The 16,188-nt window shown below is 62.1% G+C and carries 15 protein-coding genes; 7 read left to right on the top strand and 8 right to left on the bottom strand.

Annotation, left to right across the window (positions count from 1 at the left end):
- Positions 1–72: 72 nt before the first annotated feature.
- Entirely contained in the window at positions 73–369 is a 297-nt protein-coding gene (locus IFT59_RS11840; RefSeq protein ID WP_062453607.1) for a nucleotidyltransferase family protein, read from the bottom strand.
- Positions 370–515: 146 nt separating this feature from the next.
- Between IFT59_RS11840 and IFT59_RS11835 the strand changes: the two genes are divergently transcribed.
- On the top strand, positions 516–1,646 hold the full coding sequence (locus tag IFT59_RS11835; protein ID WP_062453606.1) for a site-specific DNA-methyltransferase: 1,131 nt from the start codon (positions 516–518) through the stop codon (positions 1,644–1,646).
- 232 nt (positions 1,647–1,878) lie between these two features.
- On the opposite strand, the gene IFT59_RS11830 is transcribed toward IFT59_RS11835, so the two are convergent.
- From IFT59_RS11830 to mutY, 5 genes are all read right to left on the bottom strand, one after another.
- Entirely contained in the window at positions 1,879–2,313 is a 435-nt protein-coding gene (locus IFT59_RS11830) for a VOC family protein (protein ID WP_192086914.1), read from the bottom strand.
- Positions 2,314–2,403: 90 nt separating this feature from the next.
- Complete coding sequence (locus tag IFT59_RS11825; protein WP_192086913.1) at positions 2,404–2,688, bottom strand: helix-turn-helix domain-containing protein; 285 nt, start codon at positions 2,686–2,688, stop codon at positions 2,404–2,406.
- Between the two features lie 257 nt (positions 2,689–2,945).
- A complete protein-coding gene (locus tag IFT59_RS11820; RefSeq protein ID WP_192086912.1) occupies positions 2,946–3,461 on the bottom strand; it encodes a hypothetical protein in 516 nt (171 codons plus the stop codon).
- Entirely contained in the window at positions 3,458–4,075 is a 618-nt protein-coding gene (locus IFT59_RS11815; RefSeq protein ID WP_192086911.1) for an HAD family hydrolase, read from the bottom strand. The genes IFT59_RS11820 and IFT59_RS11815 overlap by 4 nt, the downstream gene beginning before the upstream one ends.
- Positions 4,076–4,093: 18 nt before the next feature.
- The gene (gene mutY / locus IFT59_RS11810; RefSeq protein WP_446737817.1) at positions 4,094–5,206 is read right to left on the bottom strand and encodes an A/G-specific adenine glycosylase; all 1,113 of its coding nucleotides are present in this window, start codon (positions 5,204–5,206) and stop codon (positions 4,094–4,096) included.
- A 92-nt stretch (positions 5,207–5,298) separates the two neighbouring features.
- On the opposite strand from mutY, the gene IFT59_RS11805 reads away from it, so the two are divergent.
- The 3 genes from IFT59_RS11805 (at position 5,299) to IFT59_RS11795 (ending at position 10,318) form a co-directional block, all read left to right on the top strand.
- On the top strand, positions 5,299–5,811 hold the full coding sequence (locus IFT59_RS11805; RefSeq protein ID WP_174195767.1) for a DUF721 domain-containing protein: 513 nt from the start codon (positions 5,299–5,301) through the stop codon (positions 5,809–5,811).
- Between the two features lie 289 nt (positions 5,812–6,100).
- Positions 6,101–6,805 (top strand): DsbA family protein, encoded by a 705-nt coding sequence (locus tag IFT59_RS11800; protein WP_113109616.1) that lies wholly within the window; start codon positions 6,101–6,103, stop codon positions 6,803–6,805.
- A gap of 51 nt (positions 6,806–6,856) precedes the next feature.
- Positions 6,857–10,318 carry a chromosome segregation SMC family protein gene (locus tag IFT59_RS11795; protein WP_192086910.1) on the top strand — a complete coding sequence of 1,154 codons (3,462 nt, stop codon included), beginning with the start codon at positions 6,857–6,859 and terminating at the stop codon, positions 10,316–10,318.
- Positions 10,319–10,593: 275 nt separating this feature from the next.
- Here the strand turns inward: IFT59_RS11795 and IFT59_RS11790 are convergent, their stop codons facing one another.
- Positions 10,594–11,574 carry a VOC family protein gene (locus IFT59_RS11790; protein WP_192086909.1) on the bottom strand — a complete coding sequence of 327 codons (981 nt, stop codon included), beginning with the start codon at positions 11,572–11,574 and terminating at the stop codon, positions 10,594–10,596.
- A 177-nt stretch (positions 11,575–11,751) separates the two neighbouring features.
- Between IFT59_RS11790 and ppdK the strand changes: the two genes are divergently transcribed.
- Positions 11,752–14,424, top strand: a complete 2,673-nt coding sequence (ppdK, locus tag IFT59_RS11785; RefSeq protein ID WP_192086908.1) for a pyruvate, phosphate dikinase — start codon at positions 11,752–11,754, stop codon at positions 14,422–14,424.
- Between the two features lie 4 nt (positions 14,425–14,428).
- On the opposite strand, the gene IFT59_RS11780 is transcribed toward ppdK, so the two are convergent.
- Positions 14,429–14,698: a hypothetical protein gene (locus tag IFT59_RS11780; RefSeq protein WP_192076551.1), complete on the bottom strand. Its 270-nt coding sequence runs from the start codon at positions 14,696–14,698 to the stop codon at positions 14,429–14,431.
- A 146-nt stretch (positions 14,699–14,844) separates the two neighbouring features.
- Here IFT59_RS11780 and IFT59_RS11775 point away from each other — a divergent pair, with 146 nt between their 5' ends.
- Both IFT59_RS11775 and IFT59_RS11770 read left to right on the top strand, forming a co-directional pair.
- Positions 14,845–15,213, top strand: coding sequence for a hypothetical protein (locus IFT59_RS11775; protein WP_192086907.1), 369 nt, complete (start codon positions 14,845–14,847; stop codon positions 15,211–15,213).
- A 77-nt stretch (positions 15,214–15,290) separates the two neighbouring features.
- The gene (locus tag IFT59_RS11770) at positions 15,291–16,187 is read left to right on the top strand and encodes a DUF1499 domain-containing protein (RefSeq protein WP_192086906.1); all 897 of its coding nucleotides are present in this window, start codon (positions 15,291–15,293) and stop codon (positions 16,185–16,187) included.
- Position 16,188 lies beyond the last annotated feature (1 nt).

The raw sequence follows: 16,188 nt of genomic DNA, 5'->3' as shown, positions 1-16,188 counted from the left end.
CCTGCAGACCCAGCATCGCGGATTTGAGCGGCGGCAGGTCATGCGCGATGACGTCCCAGATGACCTGGTCCATCAGAACACCTGTGTTGCAGAAAGTTCTATCCGATCTTTCAGGATCGGATGAAGGCTGTCCCGCGTCGTGACGTCTACAGGCACGACAAGTTCATCCTCGAGAAACAGCTTGATCCCGACAAGATCGAGCAGAGAGAACTTCTTGCTCTCGTCATAATCGATAAACAGATCGAGATCGCTGTCGGGTCCGGCTTCGTCGCGGGCAACCGAGCCGAACAGATAAAGCGAGGTCGCGCCGAGCGCCCTGATCGCGTCGGCCTGCCGTCTCAGCTTCTCGATCGCCTCTGCTTTTTTCATGAGTTGTAGCCTAGCGCATCTTCGCGCCGCGTTCCATCATTTTGCTTTTTTCCAGAAACAGGCCACCGGCTTCAGTCTTTGGTAACCAAAATGAGTAACCATAACAGTCAGTAAATTCGTATCCAGTACAGCGTAGCGAGTGTCTCATGGCCGCAGTCCTTCCTTTGATCGACCTCCAGAAACAGGCCCGTCCTCACGCCTGGATGAACTCCATCATCAAGGGCGATTGCGTGGCAGCCCTCGAGGCGCTGCCGGATAAATCGGTGGATGCGATCTTTGCCGATCCGCCATACAATCTGCAGCTCGGCGGCGCCCTGCATCGCCCCGACCAGAGCCTGGTCGATGCCGTCGATGACGACTGGGACCAGTTCGCGTCCTTCCAGGTCTACGATGCCTTCACCCGCGCCTGGCTGCTTGCCTGCCGCCGCGTGCTGAAGCCGAACGGCACGATCTGGGTGATCGGTTCCTACCACAACATCTTCCGCGTCGGCGCGATCATGCAGGACCTGAATTTCTGGCTCCTCAACGATATCGTCTGGCGCAAGACCAACCCGATGCCGAACTTCAAAGGCCGCCGGTTCCAGAACGCCCACGAAACGATGATCTGGGCCAGCCGCGATGCCAAGGCCAAGGGCTACACGTTCAATTACGAAGCCTTGAAGGCCTCCAACGACGACGTGCAGATGCGCTCCGACTGGCTGTTTCCGATCTGCTCTGGCGGCGAACGCCTGAAGGGTGACGACGGCAAGAAGGTTCATCCGACCCAGAAGCCGGAAGCGCTGCTCGCCCGCATCATCATGTCCTGCACCAAGCCCGGCGATGTCGTGCTCGACCCGTTCTTCGGTTCCGGCACCACGGGTGCTGTCGCCAAGCGTCTCGGCCGCAATTTCGTCGGCATCGAACGCGAGCAGGATTACATCGACGCCGCATCCGCCCGCATCGCGTCGGTCGAACCGCTCGGCAAGACGGAACTGACGGTCATGACCGGCAAGCGCGCCGAACCGCGTGTCGCCTTCAATTCACTGGTCGAAAGCGGTCTCGTCAAGCCTGGCCAGATCCTCACCGACGCCCGCCGCCGCCACAGCGCCATCATCCGCGCCGACGGCACGCTGACTTCGAACGGAGACGCCGGATCGATCCACCGGCTCGGCGCCAAGGTTCAGGGGTTTGATGCCTGCAACGGCTGGACCTTCTGGCACTACGAGGAGGCCGGCGTCCTGAAACCGATCGACGACCTTCGCACCATCATTCGCAACGGCCTGCCAAAAGCGGACTGAGCCACCAGTCCCGGGACCAGATCCCATGTCAGCTCGCGAGCTTCCTCTTCCGGTTTTGTACCTCTAGTCCCGGAAGAGGATCATGTGACGCCCGGAGTGTGAAGGCTCCGGGCGTCATCTTTTTTATGGGGCAAATGCACTGATTTCGGGGCAGCAACGACGCAGGCTCTGACCAGAGTAACCCTGAACACCTCCGAATTCGAATGTTTCGGCCCGTCCGCCGATCACCCGGCTAGGTTGCCTGCCGTCCATCCGGGTATTCTGCAGGCCCCTTGATCTCGATCTTATTGCCAAACGGGTCATGGATGTAGAACGAGTGCCCCATGCCCCGGGCACCCCCATGAAACGCTTCCTGGACGATCTCTACCCCGTGCTTATCGAGATGCGTCCGCAGTTCGTTATGGTCGAAAGGGCTGGTCGCAAGACAGACATGATCGACATTGCGCCCACCGGTCACCGGAGGCGCTGCTTTCGTTCCGCCCGGGTGAGTTACATCCCACAAGACGATCAACGAGGAGCCGAACCAGACCTGCTCCATCCCCAGTGCCGGATAGGAATAGCCAGGCCGGCACCCCAGGACATCCGTGTAGAACGTAAGCGCACGTTTCATGTCGTCGATCAGAAGAACGATGTGATCAATGCCGACGGGAGCGAATGGAATTGCCATGAGGGGTGCCGTTTTAACCTGAGTTTGGTTGTGAAACGAGGCGGGTAAGCCGTCGCGAGTATTGTCCGGCGGTCCGAGAATGCTAGTCGATCACGCGCGAATTGCCTTCGCTACCATGTCAGGCTCCTGCTCGATCACTTTCAACAAAAGTATTGCGGCACGATCCGGTCGACGGCGGTTTTGTTCCCAATCCTTGATCGTCCCTGCGGGCAGGCCATACCGCTTCGCAAACGCAGCCTGCGAGAGTTTCTGGCGTTTGCGGATGGCCGCAATGTCGATGGTTTCGGGAACGAAAACCGCAGCCGGCTCCGCGCGCCCCTCTGCGATCGCAAGGTCTTCTTCTGCACTCTCGATGAGCTCTTTTCCGAACGTCATGCCTTGTCCTTTCTCTTTCGGTAGGCATCGGCCAGCCTGGGCAGGATGTCCTCGCGATCATGGCGCAGCTTGCTCGCTCCGCTTGTTCCGGCCAAGCTTCGCACCATTTTTCGAAACGGCCAAACGCGGACTGAGCCACAAGTCCCGGGACCTCGCCCCCTTTCAGATCGTGAGCTTCCTCTTCCGGTTTTGTACCTTCAGTCCAAGAAGTGAATCATGACACCCGGAGTTTGAACGATCTGGGCGTGATCTTTTTGTCATTGCTTGTTGGCGGTAAGATCTATCGTATTTGTTCCCGACGGAACCTCTACGCTTTGAACCGCCTCGTCAGACTTGCGAGTTAGCTCTTCAAACAAGCTTCTGGCAAACATCGAACCTGCTCCGAGTACAATCCATAACGGCACGCCAATTGCTGTGCCAAGAGCAGCGATACCGGCGCCCTGTCCACCAAACGCTGCGATGCCGATGGCTGCACCGCTTAGGCCGAAGCGTTGGGATTTCGTTCGCTTATCCCATCCGTGCCGTTTCACCTGCGACGCTATCATCAGGATCACAGGCATTATTACCCGCGCTCTTGCGGTGACGGCAAGCGATTGCCTCAATTTTGCAAAAGCGGAAAGGTCGCTTTCGTGAAGTCGGAGAAGCTCGGCTAACCAATTTCTGAGCGCCTCATTTTGCTCCGGCGTTGCCGTTTCCGCGATACGCAGCGCAAGCTGGTTCTGATGCCGCTTTTCATTCACCGGGATGCGGTCCTGTCCAGGGCTCTTATTCATCGCAATTCGATGCCAAAACCCGCCAAATCCCTCCGCAGCGTTTCCGGATCCGTGAAATGCACGGCCTGCCAGCCGGCTGCGCGCGCGCCTTCGACGTTGGGATAGCTGTCGTCGATGAAGATCGAGGCTTCGGGGGTGAGGCCAAAATCACGGGCGTGCTTTTCGTAGATGGCCACATCCGGCTTGATCAGGCCGATCTCGCCCGACACCGTGACGCCGCGCGGCTTGTCGAGAAACGGGAATTTCCGGCGGGCTTCGACGAACGTGTCGGCGGCGAAGTTGGTGAGCATGGTTACGTCGCGACCGCTCTCGATCAGGCTTTCAAAGATGGCGACGGAGCCGTCATAGGCATGCGGCACCATTTCGTGCCAGTGCTGGCGGAAGGCGCGGATATTGGCTTCCTGTTCCGGATGCTGCTCGAGCAGCAGCGCTTCGGCCTCATGCCAGTTGCGGCCGCGGTCCTGTTCCAGGTTCCATTCGTGGGTGCAGACGTTGTCGAAGAACCACTTGCGTTCGGTCTCGTCGGGAATGATCCGGCTAAAGGGAAGGTTGGGATCGTAGTGGATCAGAACCTTGCCGATGTCGAAAACGATGTGATCAATCTTGGCCGCCATAGAGGATGTTTCCTGCTGTCAGTTTGGAGCTTTTGCGAAGGCGAGTGGTATAGCCTGGACGATTGCTTTTTTCATGACGGTCGGCAAGGCCTGGTTCTCCAGGCTCTCCACCGGTTCCCACCAGCCATTGTCCACAGCCACCTTGGTCACCTTCGCGCGAAAAATCGAAAGCCGCAGCTCGAAATGGGTGAAGACGTGAATGACCGTACCACAGGCCTGCCAGTCGGCAGACGGGATCGGCGCGTGATCGATCGTCGTACCGCCATCGAGCCGCGCGGTCCAGGCGGTGGTCGGCACTTCCGTCATGCCGCCTAAAAGTCCGGTCTCGATGCGCTTTCGAAGCAGCACCTCGCCATCGGGCGTCACCGCCACGAAGGCAGCGCCTTGGCGCACCGGCTTTTCCTTCTTTGCGGCCTTCACCGGAAACCGCTCAGGGTCGTCGCCGGCCAAGGCCAGACAGTCGTCCCGGAACGGACAGAGCGCGCAGGCGGGACGTTTCGGGGTGCAGATCGTCGCGCCGAGATCCATCATCGCCTGGGCAAAATCGCCCGGCCGGTCCGATGGCGTCAGTTCGACGACCTTGGCCTTCATGGCGGGCTTGGACCCCGGCAGCGGCGCATCGATCGCATAGAGACGCGAGATCACTCGCTCGACATTGCCGTCCATCACAGCCGATTGCCGGTTGAACGCGATCGCGGCAACGGCGGCCGACGTATAGTCGCCGATGCCGGGCAGGGCGCGCAGGCCGTCTTCCGTATCGGGAAACACCCCGCCATGATCGGCTGCAACCGCTTCTGCGCATTTCTTCAGGTTGCGGGCGCGGGCATAGTAGCCAAGCCCCGCCCAGGCCGCCATCACGTCGTCGGAAGGGGCTGCGGCAAGATCGGTCACCTTCGGCCAGCGTTCGAGAAATTTTGCGAAATACGGTTTGACCGCCTGCACCGTCGTCTGCTGCAGCATCACTTCCGACAGCCATATGCGATAGGGGTCGGGCCGGATCCCGGCTTTGGCAGCCGTCGGGCTGATCCGCCAGGGCAGCTCGCGGTGGTGCCGGTCGTACCAGGCGAGAAGCCTTTCCGCATGGGTCGGGCCATCGGCCGAATTCGTCATCTTGGGAAGCGTCTGGAGCATCGTTTGCCGTTTGCCGCTGGAATGGCCTATAGGTATGCGTCAATGCGCCGGCATCAAGGACGGCACAACCTCAGGCGGCCAGTTATCCAGCGATGAATGCTCCGAAACCTCCGTTCCGCCGCAAAGGCGCGCTGCAGATCTCCGAAGTGGCGAACGGCATCATCGATCCGGTGCTGGCCCGCCGCGCCGGCATATCCACCGCGCTGCTCGGCTCCTGGGATGAGATCGCCGGCGAGGATTTCGCCGACTGTACCCGCCCCGAAAAAATCGCCTGGTCGCGCTATAACGACGGCTATAGCGAGGGCGGCCACCAGCCGGGTGTCCTCACCATCGCCTGCGAAGGGTCCCGCGCGCTGTTCCTCGGTCATGCCCAGGGCGAACTGATCGCCCGCATCAACGGCTTCTTCGGCTTTCCCGCTGTGCGCCAGATCCGCATCGTGCAGAAACCGGTTTCGCAGACCTTCAAGCATCCGCGCAAGCTGCAGCCGCTCAAAGGCGAAGCGGCGAAACGGCTGGAGGGCATGATGGAAGGGATCGAAAGCGAAGCGCTCAAGAAAGCCGTCGCCAGGCTCGGCACCGCCGTTCTCCAGCAGAAGCGCAAATGAAAGTTCCAGGGCCCCCGCCACTCTCATTCCTGTGCTCGTCACAGGAATCCAGCCAGCCCAAGTCCTTGGGCTGAAATAACTCTTTTCATCGCAAGGCCAGGTTCCCTCCGACTAGCATACGCATCGTGACGCAACAGAGCGGAAAAGGCCGAGGAATACACCGAACTATCCCTCGCACCGCCATTTCGTCACAATTCTTTGAAGGGATTTAATACTCCACCGCTTGTCGGGGCCAAGGCGCCACGATACGGACTATCGAACTTTTTCAAATCTCGAACACGGGTGTTCCATGCAGTTGAACGATAAGACCATCACCAGACGCGCGCTTCTCGGCGGAGTGGCGGTCACGGCGCTTTGCCTGTCGCTGCCGCTCGGCATCTCCGACGCCTTTGCCCAGGCACTTCCGGAATCGCAGGGCGATGTCGATATGGCGGCGGCGCTGAAGCCTGGCACCCTGCCGGAAATGGCGCTTGGTGAAGAAAACGCCAAGGTGACCGTCATCGAATACATGTCGATGACCTGCCCGCATTGCGCACACTTCCACAACACCACGTTCGAAACGATCAAGAAGAACTATATCGATACTGGCAAGGTTCGCTTCATCATCCGCGAATTCCCGTTCGATCCGGTCGCGACCGCTGCCTTCATGCTGGCCCGCTGCAACCCGCAGAACCCGGCCGAACTCGCAACGTCTGCGCAGTATTACCCGATGGTGTCGATGCTGTTCAAGCAGCAGCGCGCCTGGGCGGCACCTGCCGACAAGGATGTGCGCGGCGCCCTCCTGCAGTCGGTCAAGCTTGCAGGTTACTCACAGCAGAGTTTCGAAGCCTGCTTGACGAACCAGAAGCTTCTCGACGACATTAATACCGTCGTTAAGCGGGGCAACGAGGAATTCGGCGTCAATTCCACACCGACCTTCCTGATCAACGGCAAGAAATACTCCGGAGATATGACGGTTGACTCCATGTCGAAGCTTTTCGACAGCCTTCTGTAAGATCGCCACCCCGGCGGGTAGGGGACCCGTCGGCGGGAGAAAGGGCGCAGCATGAAATTCAACAAGCTGCGCGTCGTGGGCTTCAAGTCCTTCGTCGAGCCGACGGAATTCATCATCGAGCGAGGGCTGACCGGCGTGGTCGGCCCCAATGGCTGCGGCAAGTCCAACCTTGTCGAGGCGCTGCGCTGGGTGATGGGCGAAAACTCCTACAAGAACATGCGCGCGTCCGGCATGGACGACGTGATCTTTTCGGGCTCGGGCAACCGTCCGGCCCGAAACAGCGCCGAAGTCGGCCTCTATCTCGACAATTCCGATCATACGGCACCGGCAGCCTTCAACGATGCCGACGAGATCCAGGTGTCGCGCCGCATCGAGCGCGAGAACGGCTCGCTCTACCGTATCAACGGCAAGGAAGCCCGCGCCAAGGATGTGCAGCTGCTGTTCGCGGATGCCTCGACCGGCGCGCGCTCGCCCTCCATGGTTGGGCAGGGGCGGATCGGCGAGCTGATCAATGCCAAGCCCCAGGCCCGTCGCCAGCTTCTGGAAGAAGCGGCCGGCATTTCCGGCCTGCATTCGCGCCGCCATGAGGCCGAACTTCGCCTGCGCGCCGCGGAAACCAATCTGGAGCGGTTGGAAGACGTCGTCGCCCAGCTGGAAAGCCAGATCGAAAGCCTGAAGCGCCAGGCCCGCCAGGCCAACCGTTTCCGCATGCTGTCGGCCGATATCCGCGCCCGCGAGGCGATGCTTCTGCATATCCGCTTCGTCCAGGCCCGCGAGGCGGAGGCCGAAGCCGAAACCGCACTCAACCAGGCAACCAACATCGTCGCCGAAAAGGCGCAAGGGCAGATGGAGGCGGCAAAGGCGCAGGCGATTGCCAGCCTCAGATTGCCGGAACTGCGTGAGGACGAGGCAAAAGCCGGTGCCGCCCTGCAGCGCCTGCAGATCGCCCGCGGCCAGCTGGAAGAAGAAGCCGGCCGCCTGCTGAGGCGTCGCGACGAACTGACGCGAAGACTGTCGCAGCTTGCCGAAGACATAAGCCGCGAGGAACAGCTTGCTGCCGACAACACCGCCTTCCTCGACAAGCTGGATGGCGAAGAAGCCGAGCTGACCGAGACGCTGGCGGATTCAGGCGCCGAAGCCGAAGACCTGCGCGAGGCCTTCGAGGCCGCAGCCGCAACGCTTGCCGACAGCGAAAAGCTGTTTGCCGCAGTCACCGCCGAACGCGCCGAAGCTTCCGCGGGACGCAACGCGCTGGACCGGCTGATCCGCGATCTCGCCGAACGACGCCAGCGCCTCGACCGGCAGATGGCCGATGCGACGGGCGAACTCGACGCGATCGGACAAAAGCTTGATGGCCTCGACAACCCGGCCGAGCGGCAGGACGCGGTGGAAGCCGCCGAAATTGCCGTCGAAGATGCGACGATCGCGGCCGAAGAAGTCGAGTCGGCGCTCGCCCATGCGCGCTCGAACGAACTCATGGCCCGCGGCCCGGTGGAAGCGGCTCGCTCGGCGCTGAACGCGCTCGAAACCGAAAAACGCACAATTTCGCGCATGTTGGCCGCCGGCGCCCTGTCCGGTGGCTTCGTTCCCGTTGCCGAAATGATCCGCGTCGATCGTGGCTATGAGGCAGCGCTTGGTGCAGCCCTCGGCGATGATCTCGAAACACCTGTCGATGCCTCTGCCTCCGCCCACTGGTCGATCAATGGAGATGGCGCCGCTGATCCCGGCCTGCCCGAGGGTGCGCTGCCCTTGTCGTCCTATGTCACGGCGCCGCCGGAACTGGCGCGCCGGCTCGGGCAGATCGGCGTGATCTCGCAAGACGACGCCGAGAGGCTGATGCCGCTGCTGCGTCCCGGCCAGCGCCTCGTGACCCGAGAGGGTGCCGTCTATCGCTGGGATGGCCATATCTCGGGCTCCGAAGCGCCGGGTGCGGCTGCCCTTCGCCTGTCCCAGAAAAACCGTCTGTCGGAGCTGGAAGGCGAGATCGACGAGGCGCGCGATATCCTGTCTGAAACCGAGGATGCGCTGGCGCAAGCCGGCTCCGCCATCTCGATTGAGGAAAAACGGCTCGCCGAAGCGCGCGACCGCAGCCGTTTTGCCGCCCGCCAGTTGAGCGATGCCCGCGATGCGCTTGCCGCTGCCGAACGGGCAGCCGGCGATCTCACCCGTCGCCGCGATGTGGTTGCGGAAGCGGTCAGCCAGCTGACCGGCCAGATCGAGGATCTCGGTGTCCAGGAGGAAGATGCGCGCATCGAGCTCGAGGACGCACCGGATCTCTCCGCCATTGATGCCAAGCTGTTGAACCAGCAAAGCGTTGTCGCCACCGATCGGGGCCGTCTCGCCGAAGCGCGCGCCGCCTATGAGGGCCAGAGCCGCGAGATCGAGGTGCGCAAGCGCCGCATCGCCGCCATCGCCCAGGAACGCGCCGCCTGGGTCTCCCGCATCGCCAGCGCCGCCGATCATATCGGCAGCCTGCGCCAGCGCGAGGAAGAGGCGCGCGACGAGATCGTCGATCTCGAAGCAGCACCTGAAGAATTCGACGAGCGCCGCCGGGCACTGATCAACGAATTGCAAAAGGCGGAAGCTGCCCGCAAGGCCGCCTCCGATCGGCTGGTCGAGGCCGAAACCCGCCAGCGCGAAACCGACCGTATCGCCGCCACGGCCTTGTCCGAACTCGCCGAAGCCCGCGAGAAACGCGGCCGTGCCGAAGAGCGTCTGGTCTCCGCCGCCGAAAAGCGCCACGAGGGCGAGCTGCGCATCCGCGAGGCGCTCAATGTGGAGCCGCATGACGTGATGCGCATCGCCGGCATCGCGCCCGGCGCCACGCTTCCCGACATCCGCGAGATCGAACGGGAAGTCGACCGGCTCAAGATGGAGCGCGAGCGGCTCGGTGCCGTCAACCTGCGCGCCGAGGAAGAGCAGAAGGAGCTTTCCGACAAGCTCAGCGCTCTGATCCACGAGCGCGACGACATCATCGACGCCATCCGCAAACTGCGTGGCGCGATCCAGAGCCTCAATCGCGAAGGACGCGAGCGCATGCTGGCCGCCTTCGATGTGGTCAACAAGCAGTTCCAGCGGCTGTTCACGCATCTCTTCAATGGCGGCACGGCAGAGCTGCAGCTGATCGAGAGCGACGATCCGCTCGAAGCCGGCCTCGAAATCCTCGCCCGCCCGCCGGGCAAGAAGCCGCAGACGATGACGCTTCTCTCCGGTGGCGAGCAGGCGCTGACGGCGATGGCGCTGATCTTTGCCGTCTTCCTCACCAACCCGGCGCCGATCTGCGTGCTGGACGAAGTGGATGCGCCGCTCGACGACCACAATGTCGAGCGTTACTGCAACCTGATGGACGAGATGGCCGCGTCGACCGAGACGCGCTTTATCATCATCACCCACAACCCCATCACCATGGCCCGCATGAACCGTCTGTTCGGTGTGACCATGGCGGAGCAGGGTGTATCGCAGCTGGTCTCGGTCGATCTGCAGACGGCGGAACTGCTGCGCGAAGCCAGCTGATAGCAGGCTTTCCCGGTCAACCGGTCGCGGCCTCCGTATTTCTACCTACGTCAATTTACTCATATGGGACATCAGCGTCTCGGCGTAGTGTAATTTAACTAAAATCATATTGACGTGTGGTGCCTCGATGCCGCAAGTTCAGCATCGAAGTACCGCCGATATAGAGACCCCCCGCACGGGTTTTCCTGTCCTGTGCGGAAGGCTTTGCGGGGCCGATGTGATCCGGCCCCGCAAAGCGTTTTCATCTCTTTCCGACATCCGCGCCGCAGGCGTCCTTACAGCCCCGTCAGCCGCACATTCGTTCCCCAAGGGTCGAGAATGTCGATATGATCGACAGCCCTCGTGAAGCTGACCGACGCCTGTTTCAGCTTGTCCTTCAGCGCAAGCAGGTCGCTCTTTTCTGCAAATTCCAGCGAGAACCAGTCGAGCCCGGTTTGCGTCTCTTCCCGCATTCCCGCACCGGCGCTCTGCCAGGTGTTGAAGGCGAGGTGGTGATGGTAATGGCCGGACGAGAAGAAGCCCGAGTCGTCTCTGGTGCCCCGGGTCGATGACAGGCCGATCAGATCGCCATAGAAGGCCCGCGCTTTGTCGATCTCGCCGACCCGCAGATGGATATGACCGATCCTGAGGTTGGCGGGCGCTTTTGTGTAGGTGTCGCGGTTGATGTCGGTAGTCGCGACGATATCGTCCACGTCGAGCGCGTTGGTGCCCATCGTCACCACCTCGCCCTCCCATGTCCACATTTCGTGCGGCCGATCCCAATAGACCTCGACGCCGTTTCCTTCGGGATCGGTCAGATACACCGCCTCGCTGACGCTGTGATCGGCAAATCCTGTGATCGGAAATTGCCGCTGCGCCACATGCACCAGCCAGCGGGCGAGATCGCCGCGGTCCGGCATCAGGTAGGCGATGTGAAACAGACCGGCAGACCCCGGCGTCTCGAAGGCGGCCTCTGCCGAACGGACGAGATGCAGAAGCGGCGATCCCCCCGCACCCAGCACGACGCGATCGCCGGAAACATCATCCTGCTCGATGATCTCGAGCCCGAGCATGCCCTGGTAGTACGCGGTCATGGATTTGAGGTCCCGCACCCGAAGCGCCGCCTGATCCACATGGACAGGCGTCGTCACGGCAAAGGGCAGGGCAGGTGCAGCGATAGCCGCGCTCGTTCCTTCCGCCAGCAGCGCGCCGTTAAGGGCGGCCGTCGCAGACACGACACCCGCCAGTTTCAAAGCATTCCGTCTCGTGATGGTCATCGAAGGCCCTGCAGGTTCCGGCGGCGTTATAGAGACGCGCTAGCCCATGCGCACGTCACTTTCCTGTCAGGCATGACAACTCACCGATTTTGCTGCGCTGCAACATAATCCTGACGCATAATTCCCAAACGATCATAAACGCTGTAAATGCTTGAGAAGACTGGGTGGAGATGCGAAATGGCGAAATGGGTCTATCGCTTCGGCGATGGCAAGGCGGAAGGAGGCGCTGGTGACAGCATCCGTCTTGGAGGCAAGGGCGCAAACCTCGCGGAAATGGCAAGCCTCGGCCTGCCGGTGCCGCCGGGACTGACGATCGTCTGCGATGCCTGTACCCATTATTTCGAAAACGCGCGCATGCTGCCCGATGGCCTGAAGGCCGAAGTTCTCGATGGCATCGCCGCTATGGAAGCAATCACCGGCCGCCGTTTCGGCGCCGGCGTGCAGCCGCTGCTTCTTTCCGTCCGCTCCGGCGCCAGGGCCTCCATGCCCGGCATGATGGACACGGTCCTCAATCTCGGCCTCAACGACCAGACGGTGCAGGCGCTTGCTGAAGATTCCGGCGATGCCCGGTTTGCCTGGGATAGCTACCGCCGCTTCATCCAGATGTATGCCGATGTGGTGATGGGCCTCGACCACGAAATCTTCGAGGAGATCCTGGAAGACGAGAAGGCGCGGCTGGGACACGAATACGATACCGAACTTTGCGCCGCCGACTGGCAGCACATCGTCTCCCTCTACAAGCAGCTGATCGGAGAGGAACTGGAGACCGGTTTCCCGCAGGATCCGCATGAGCAACTCTGGAAGGCGATCGCTGCCGTATTCGCCAGCTGGATGAACCCGCGCGCGCAAACCTTTCGCATGCTGCACCGTATCCCCGAGGAATGGGGAACCGCGGTCAACGTCCAGGCCATGGTGTTCGGCAATCTCGGCTCCACATCGGCCACAGGCGTTGCCTTCACCCGCAATCCCTCGACCGGCGAGAAAGCCTTGTACGGCGAGTTCCTCGTCAATGCGCAGGGCGAGGATGTGGTCGCCGGCATCCGCACACCGCAATCGATCACCGAGGAAGGCAGGCTCGCCTCCGGTTCCGACAAGCCGTCGATGGAGAAGCTGATGCCGCAGGCATTCGCCGAGTTCCGCACGATCTGCGACCGGCTGGAAGCCCATTACTGCGACATGCAGGATGTGGAATTCACCATAGAGCGCGGCAAATTGTGGATGCTGCAGACACGCAACGCCAAGCGCACCACCCGTGCCGCCATGAAAGTCGCCGTCGACATGGTCGAGGAAGGCGTCATCACCGAAAGCCAGGCCGTCTGCCGCATCGATCCGCCCTCGCTCGACCAGCTGCTGCACCCGACCATCGATCCGCGCGTCGAACGCCACGTGATCGGCTCCGGCCTGCCTGCATCGCCGGGCGCTGCTACCGGCGAGATCGTGTTTACAGCCGAGGAGGCCGTCGAGGCTGACAAGGAAGGCCGCAAGGTCATCCTCGTGCGCATCGAGACCAGCCCGGAAGACATCCACGGCATGAACGCCGCCGAAGCGATCCTGACCACCCGCGGCGGCATGACCAGCCATGCGGCCGTCGTTGCCCGCGGCATGGGCATTCCTTGCGTCGTCGGTGCCGGCTCCATGCGCGTCGACCTGCGCAACGAGGTGCTTCTTGCCGCAAACGGCGTCAGCCTTAGGCGCGGCGAAATCATTACCATCGACGGATCCTCCGGCCAGGTGCTGAAGGGTTCCGTGCCGATGACCCAGCCCGCGCTGTCTGGCGATTTCGGCAAGCTGATGGCCTGGGCCGACAAGACCCGCCGCATGACCGTGCGCACCAATGCCGATACGCCGCAGGACGCCCGCGCCGCCCGCTCGTTCGGGGCGGAGGGCATCGGTCTCTGCCGCACCGAGCACATGTTCTTCGAAGGCGACCGCATCCACATCATGCGCGAGATGATTCTGGCAGAAACCGAGAAGGCCCGACGCGCAGCGCTTAGCAAGCTTCTGCCGATGCAGCGGTCGGATTTCACCGAACTGTTCGAAATCATGCACGGCCTGCCCGTAACCATCCGCCTGCTCGATCCGCCGCTGCATGAATTCCTGCCCAAGACCGAGGCCGAGATCGACGACGTTGCCCGCGCCATGGGCATGCCGCCGGCTTTCCTCGCAAGACGCATCGATGCCCTGCACGAGTTCAACCCGATGCTCGGCCATCGCGGCTGCCGGCTTGCGATCTCCTATCCGGAAATCGCCGAAATGCAGGCACGCGCCATCTTCGAGGCGGCTGTAGAGGCCGGAAAGACCACCGGAGAGCCGGTCGAACTCGAAATCCTCGTGCCGCTCGTCAGCCTGCGCAAGGAGCTGGATTACGTGAAGGGCGTCATCGATGCGGTGGCGAAAGATGTCGCCCGCGAAACCGGCGTGCCGATCGCCTATCTGGCGGGCACGATGATCGAATTGCCGCGTGCGGCCCTCCGCGCCCATGTGATCGCGGAAACCGCCGAGTTCTTCTCCTTCGGCACCAACGACCTCACCCAGACCACCTTCGGCATGTCGCGCGACGACGCGGCGGCCTTCATTCCCACCTATCAGCGCAAGGGCATTATCGAGCACGACCCCTTCATCTCGCTCGATTTCGACGGCGTCGGCGAACTGATCCAGCTTGCAGCAGAGCGCGGCCGCAAGACGCGGGCAGACCTGAAGCTCGGCATCTGCGGCGAACACGGCGGCGACCCGGCCTCGATCCGCTTCTGCGAAAACGCCGATCTCGACTACGTCTCCTGCTCCCCCTTCCGCGTCCCCATCGCAAGGCTCGCCGCCGCCCAGGCAGCGATCGAGCGGACGAAGAGCTGACCGGTCAGTGGCGGTGAATATAAACCGGCCGCGTCACCACGATCGGCGGGCGTCCCATCATCGCATCGCTTTCTGCCCGCCATGCGCGTCGCTCGGCGCGGCGGTCGAGCTCGAGGTCGAGCAGGCAGCGCGCCATGGCATCGGTCCCGGGACGGAACCCAAAGCGCGCGCAGGACTGCTGATCCGCCGCCCGCCGCTCCTCCGGTGTGATTGTCTGGCAGGAAGTGAGTGCCGTTCCGATGACGGCCAGTGTAGCGAGAAGGGCAAGACGCATGATAGGCTCCAGATCTTGGCTGCGGCATCCGGAGGTCGCTTTCGCGGATCCCAACTCGGTACCAAACCTATAACGACGCAATGCTCCAGACATGTCAAAGCCTGTCACCAGTGGAGGTTGGATTGGCCCGGCACTCGTGTGACCGAATGAAGAAGGTAGGCATTGTTGCATGGGCGATCATCGCCGCCCTATTCGCGGTCTACATGATAACCAGCGTTCCATTTCCTTTTGTGCAGGCTTGGTGGCACGCTGCAGATGACGATCCGCACGACCGCTTTTCCAAACGCCACCGCATGGCTGACTGGCTCGTGATGACAGGCGCATTGGAAGGCTTGAGCCGTGGCGAGCTCCTGGCGAAACTCGGACAGCCACCACCCACAGCCAAGTTCACGGACTATGATCTCGTCTATCACCTCGGCGATGAACGCGGCTTCTTGTCCATCGACTCCGAATGGCTCGTGGTGCGCCTGTCTCAATCTGGGAAGGTGACGGAAAGCCAGGTGATCCGCGACTAATAATCTGCAAGGATTCCATTCCCCGCCGCGCTGTTCTACAGAAAGAACGAGACTTTGCATGGAGCCGCTTTCACACAATGACCGTCCGCTTTGTCCGGCCCGTTTCCCGCGCCGCCTATTTCGGGCGCAGGCTCGGCTTCTGCGCTTTTCTTCTATTCGTGTTTTCAGCCGTCGCGCATCGGTTCGGGCCGCTGAACGAGCCGGATTTCGTGGCACTTGTTCTGTGTTCCGCAGCCATAGCGGCTGCCTCGGTACCGCTGTCGCTGCTGGGTCTCGCGCGGCTCTGGAGTGTCGGTGCAAGAGGAGGCGTTGCTGCTGCCCACGGGCTGGTGTTTGCAGCCGTCCCGCTTGCCGTCGTGGTGATGGGAACCGTGTCCTATCTCACGCTGCCGCCGCTTTACGACATCTCCACCGATATCGCCGATCCGCCTGCCTTCGTCTTCGAACCGACAGCCGACCAGCGCTTCCTGCCGCAGCGCCCGCCGATGGTCACGCCCACTGAGCGCGGCGCGCAGTTTGCCGCCTATCCGCGCCTCACCGGACGACGTTACGAAGGGGCCGTCGACCGCGTCTACGAAGGCGTCCAGAAGGCGCTACGGTCCGCCCGGATCGGCATCGTCAAGACAGAGGGGCTGGAGCTGGTGGAGCCCGACATCCTCACCCGTGCAGCGCCCCGCGACGAGCAGGCGCCGGTGCCGGATGTGGCGCCGGTGCCGCTGCGCCGGCCTGAACTCACGCTCGAGCCGACGATCGGCACCGCCGGCGATGTGCTGCTTCAGGGCGAGACCCGCACGCTGGTGCTCGGCCTGCGCTTCGATATCGTGATCCGGTTGCGTGAAGATGCCGAGACGACCTCCGTCGATCTGCGCGTCGTCTCGCGCTTCGGCCCGCATGATCTCGGCCTCGGGGCTGAGATTGCCCAGGATTTCCTCGATCGTCTCGATACCGAACTGCTCGGCATCACCGGCGGCTAAG

Source organism: Rhizobium sp. CFBP 8752 (assembly GCF_014842035.1).
GTDB classification, from domain to species: domain Bacteria; phylum Pseudomonadota; class Alphaproteobacteria; order Rhizobiales; family Rhizobiaceae; genus Neorhizobium; species Neorhizobium soli.
Note: the sequence above shows the minus strand (reverse complement) of the source record. Positions and strands in the feature narration are given on the sequence as shown.

What these genes read in the sequence shown, in the direction of transcription:
- IFT59_RS11780 (WP_192076551.1), bottom strand. Translation starts at nt 14,698, where the DNA reads ATGCGTCTTGCCCTTCTCGCTACACTGGCCGTCATCGGAACGGCACTC.
- IFT59_RS11805 (WP_174195767.1), top strand. Translation starts at nt 5,299, where the DNA reads ATGAATGCTCCGAAACCTCCGTTCCGCCGCAAAGGCGCGCTGCAGATC.
- IFT59_RS11830 (WP_192086914.1), bottom strand. Translation starts at nt 2,313, where the DNA reads ATGGCAATTCCATTCGCTCCCGTCGGCATTGATCACATCGTTCTTCTG.
- IFT59_RS11770 (WP_192086906.1), top strand. Translation starts at nt 15,291, where the DNA reads ATGACCGTCCGCTTTGTCCGGCCCGTTTCCCGCGCCGCCTATTTCGGG.
- IFT59_RS11820 (WP_192086912.1), bottom strand. Translation starts at nt 3,461, where the DNA reads ATGAATAAGAGCCCTGGACAGGACCGCATCCCGGTGAATGAAAAGCGG.
- IFT59_RS11835 (WP_062453606.1), top strand. Translation starts at nt 516, where the DNA reads ATGGCCGCAGTCCTTCCTTTGATCGACCTCCAGAAACAGGCCCGTCCT.
- IFT59_RS11825 (WP_192086913.1), bottom strand. Translation starts at nt 2,688, where the DNA reads ATGACGTTCGGAAAAGAGCTCATCGAGAGTGCAGAAGAAGACCTTGCG.
- IFT59_RS11790 (WP_192086909.1), bottom strand. Translation starts at nt 11,574, where the DNA reads ATGACCATCACGAGACGGAATGCTTTGAAACTGGCGGGTGTCGTGTCT.
- IFT59_RS11775 (WP_192086907.1), top strand. Translation starts at nt 14,845, where the DNA reads ATGAAGAAGGTAGGCATTGTTGCATGGGCGATCATCGCCGCCCTATTC.
- ppdK (WP_192086908.1), top strand. Translation starts at nt 11,752, where the DNA reads ATGGCGAAATGGGTCTATCGCTTCGGCGATGGCAAGGCGGAAGGAGGC.
- IFT59_RS11840 (WP_062453607.1), bottom strand. Translation starts at nt 369, where the DNA reads ATGAAAAAAGCAGAGGCGATCGAGAAGCTGAGACGGCAGGCCGACGCG.
- IFT59_RS11795 (WP_192086910.1), top strand. Translation starts at nt 6,857, where the DNA reads ATGAAATTCAACAAGCTGCGCGTCGTGGGCTTCAAGTCCTTCGTCGAG.
- mutY (WP_446737817.1), bottom strand. Translation starts at nt 5,206, where the DNA reads ATGCTCCAGACGCTTCCCAAGATGACGAATTCGGCCGATGGCCCGACC.
- IFT59_RS11800 (WP_113109616.1), top strand. Translation starts at nt 6,101, where the DNA reads ATGCAGTTGAACGATAAGACCATCACCAGACGCGCGCTTCTCGGCGGA.
- IFT59_RS11815 (WP_192086911.1), bottom strand. Translation starts at nt 4,075, where the DNA reads ATGGCGGCCAAGATTGATCACATCGTTTTCGACATCGGCAAGGTTCTG.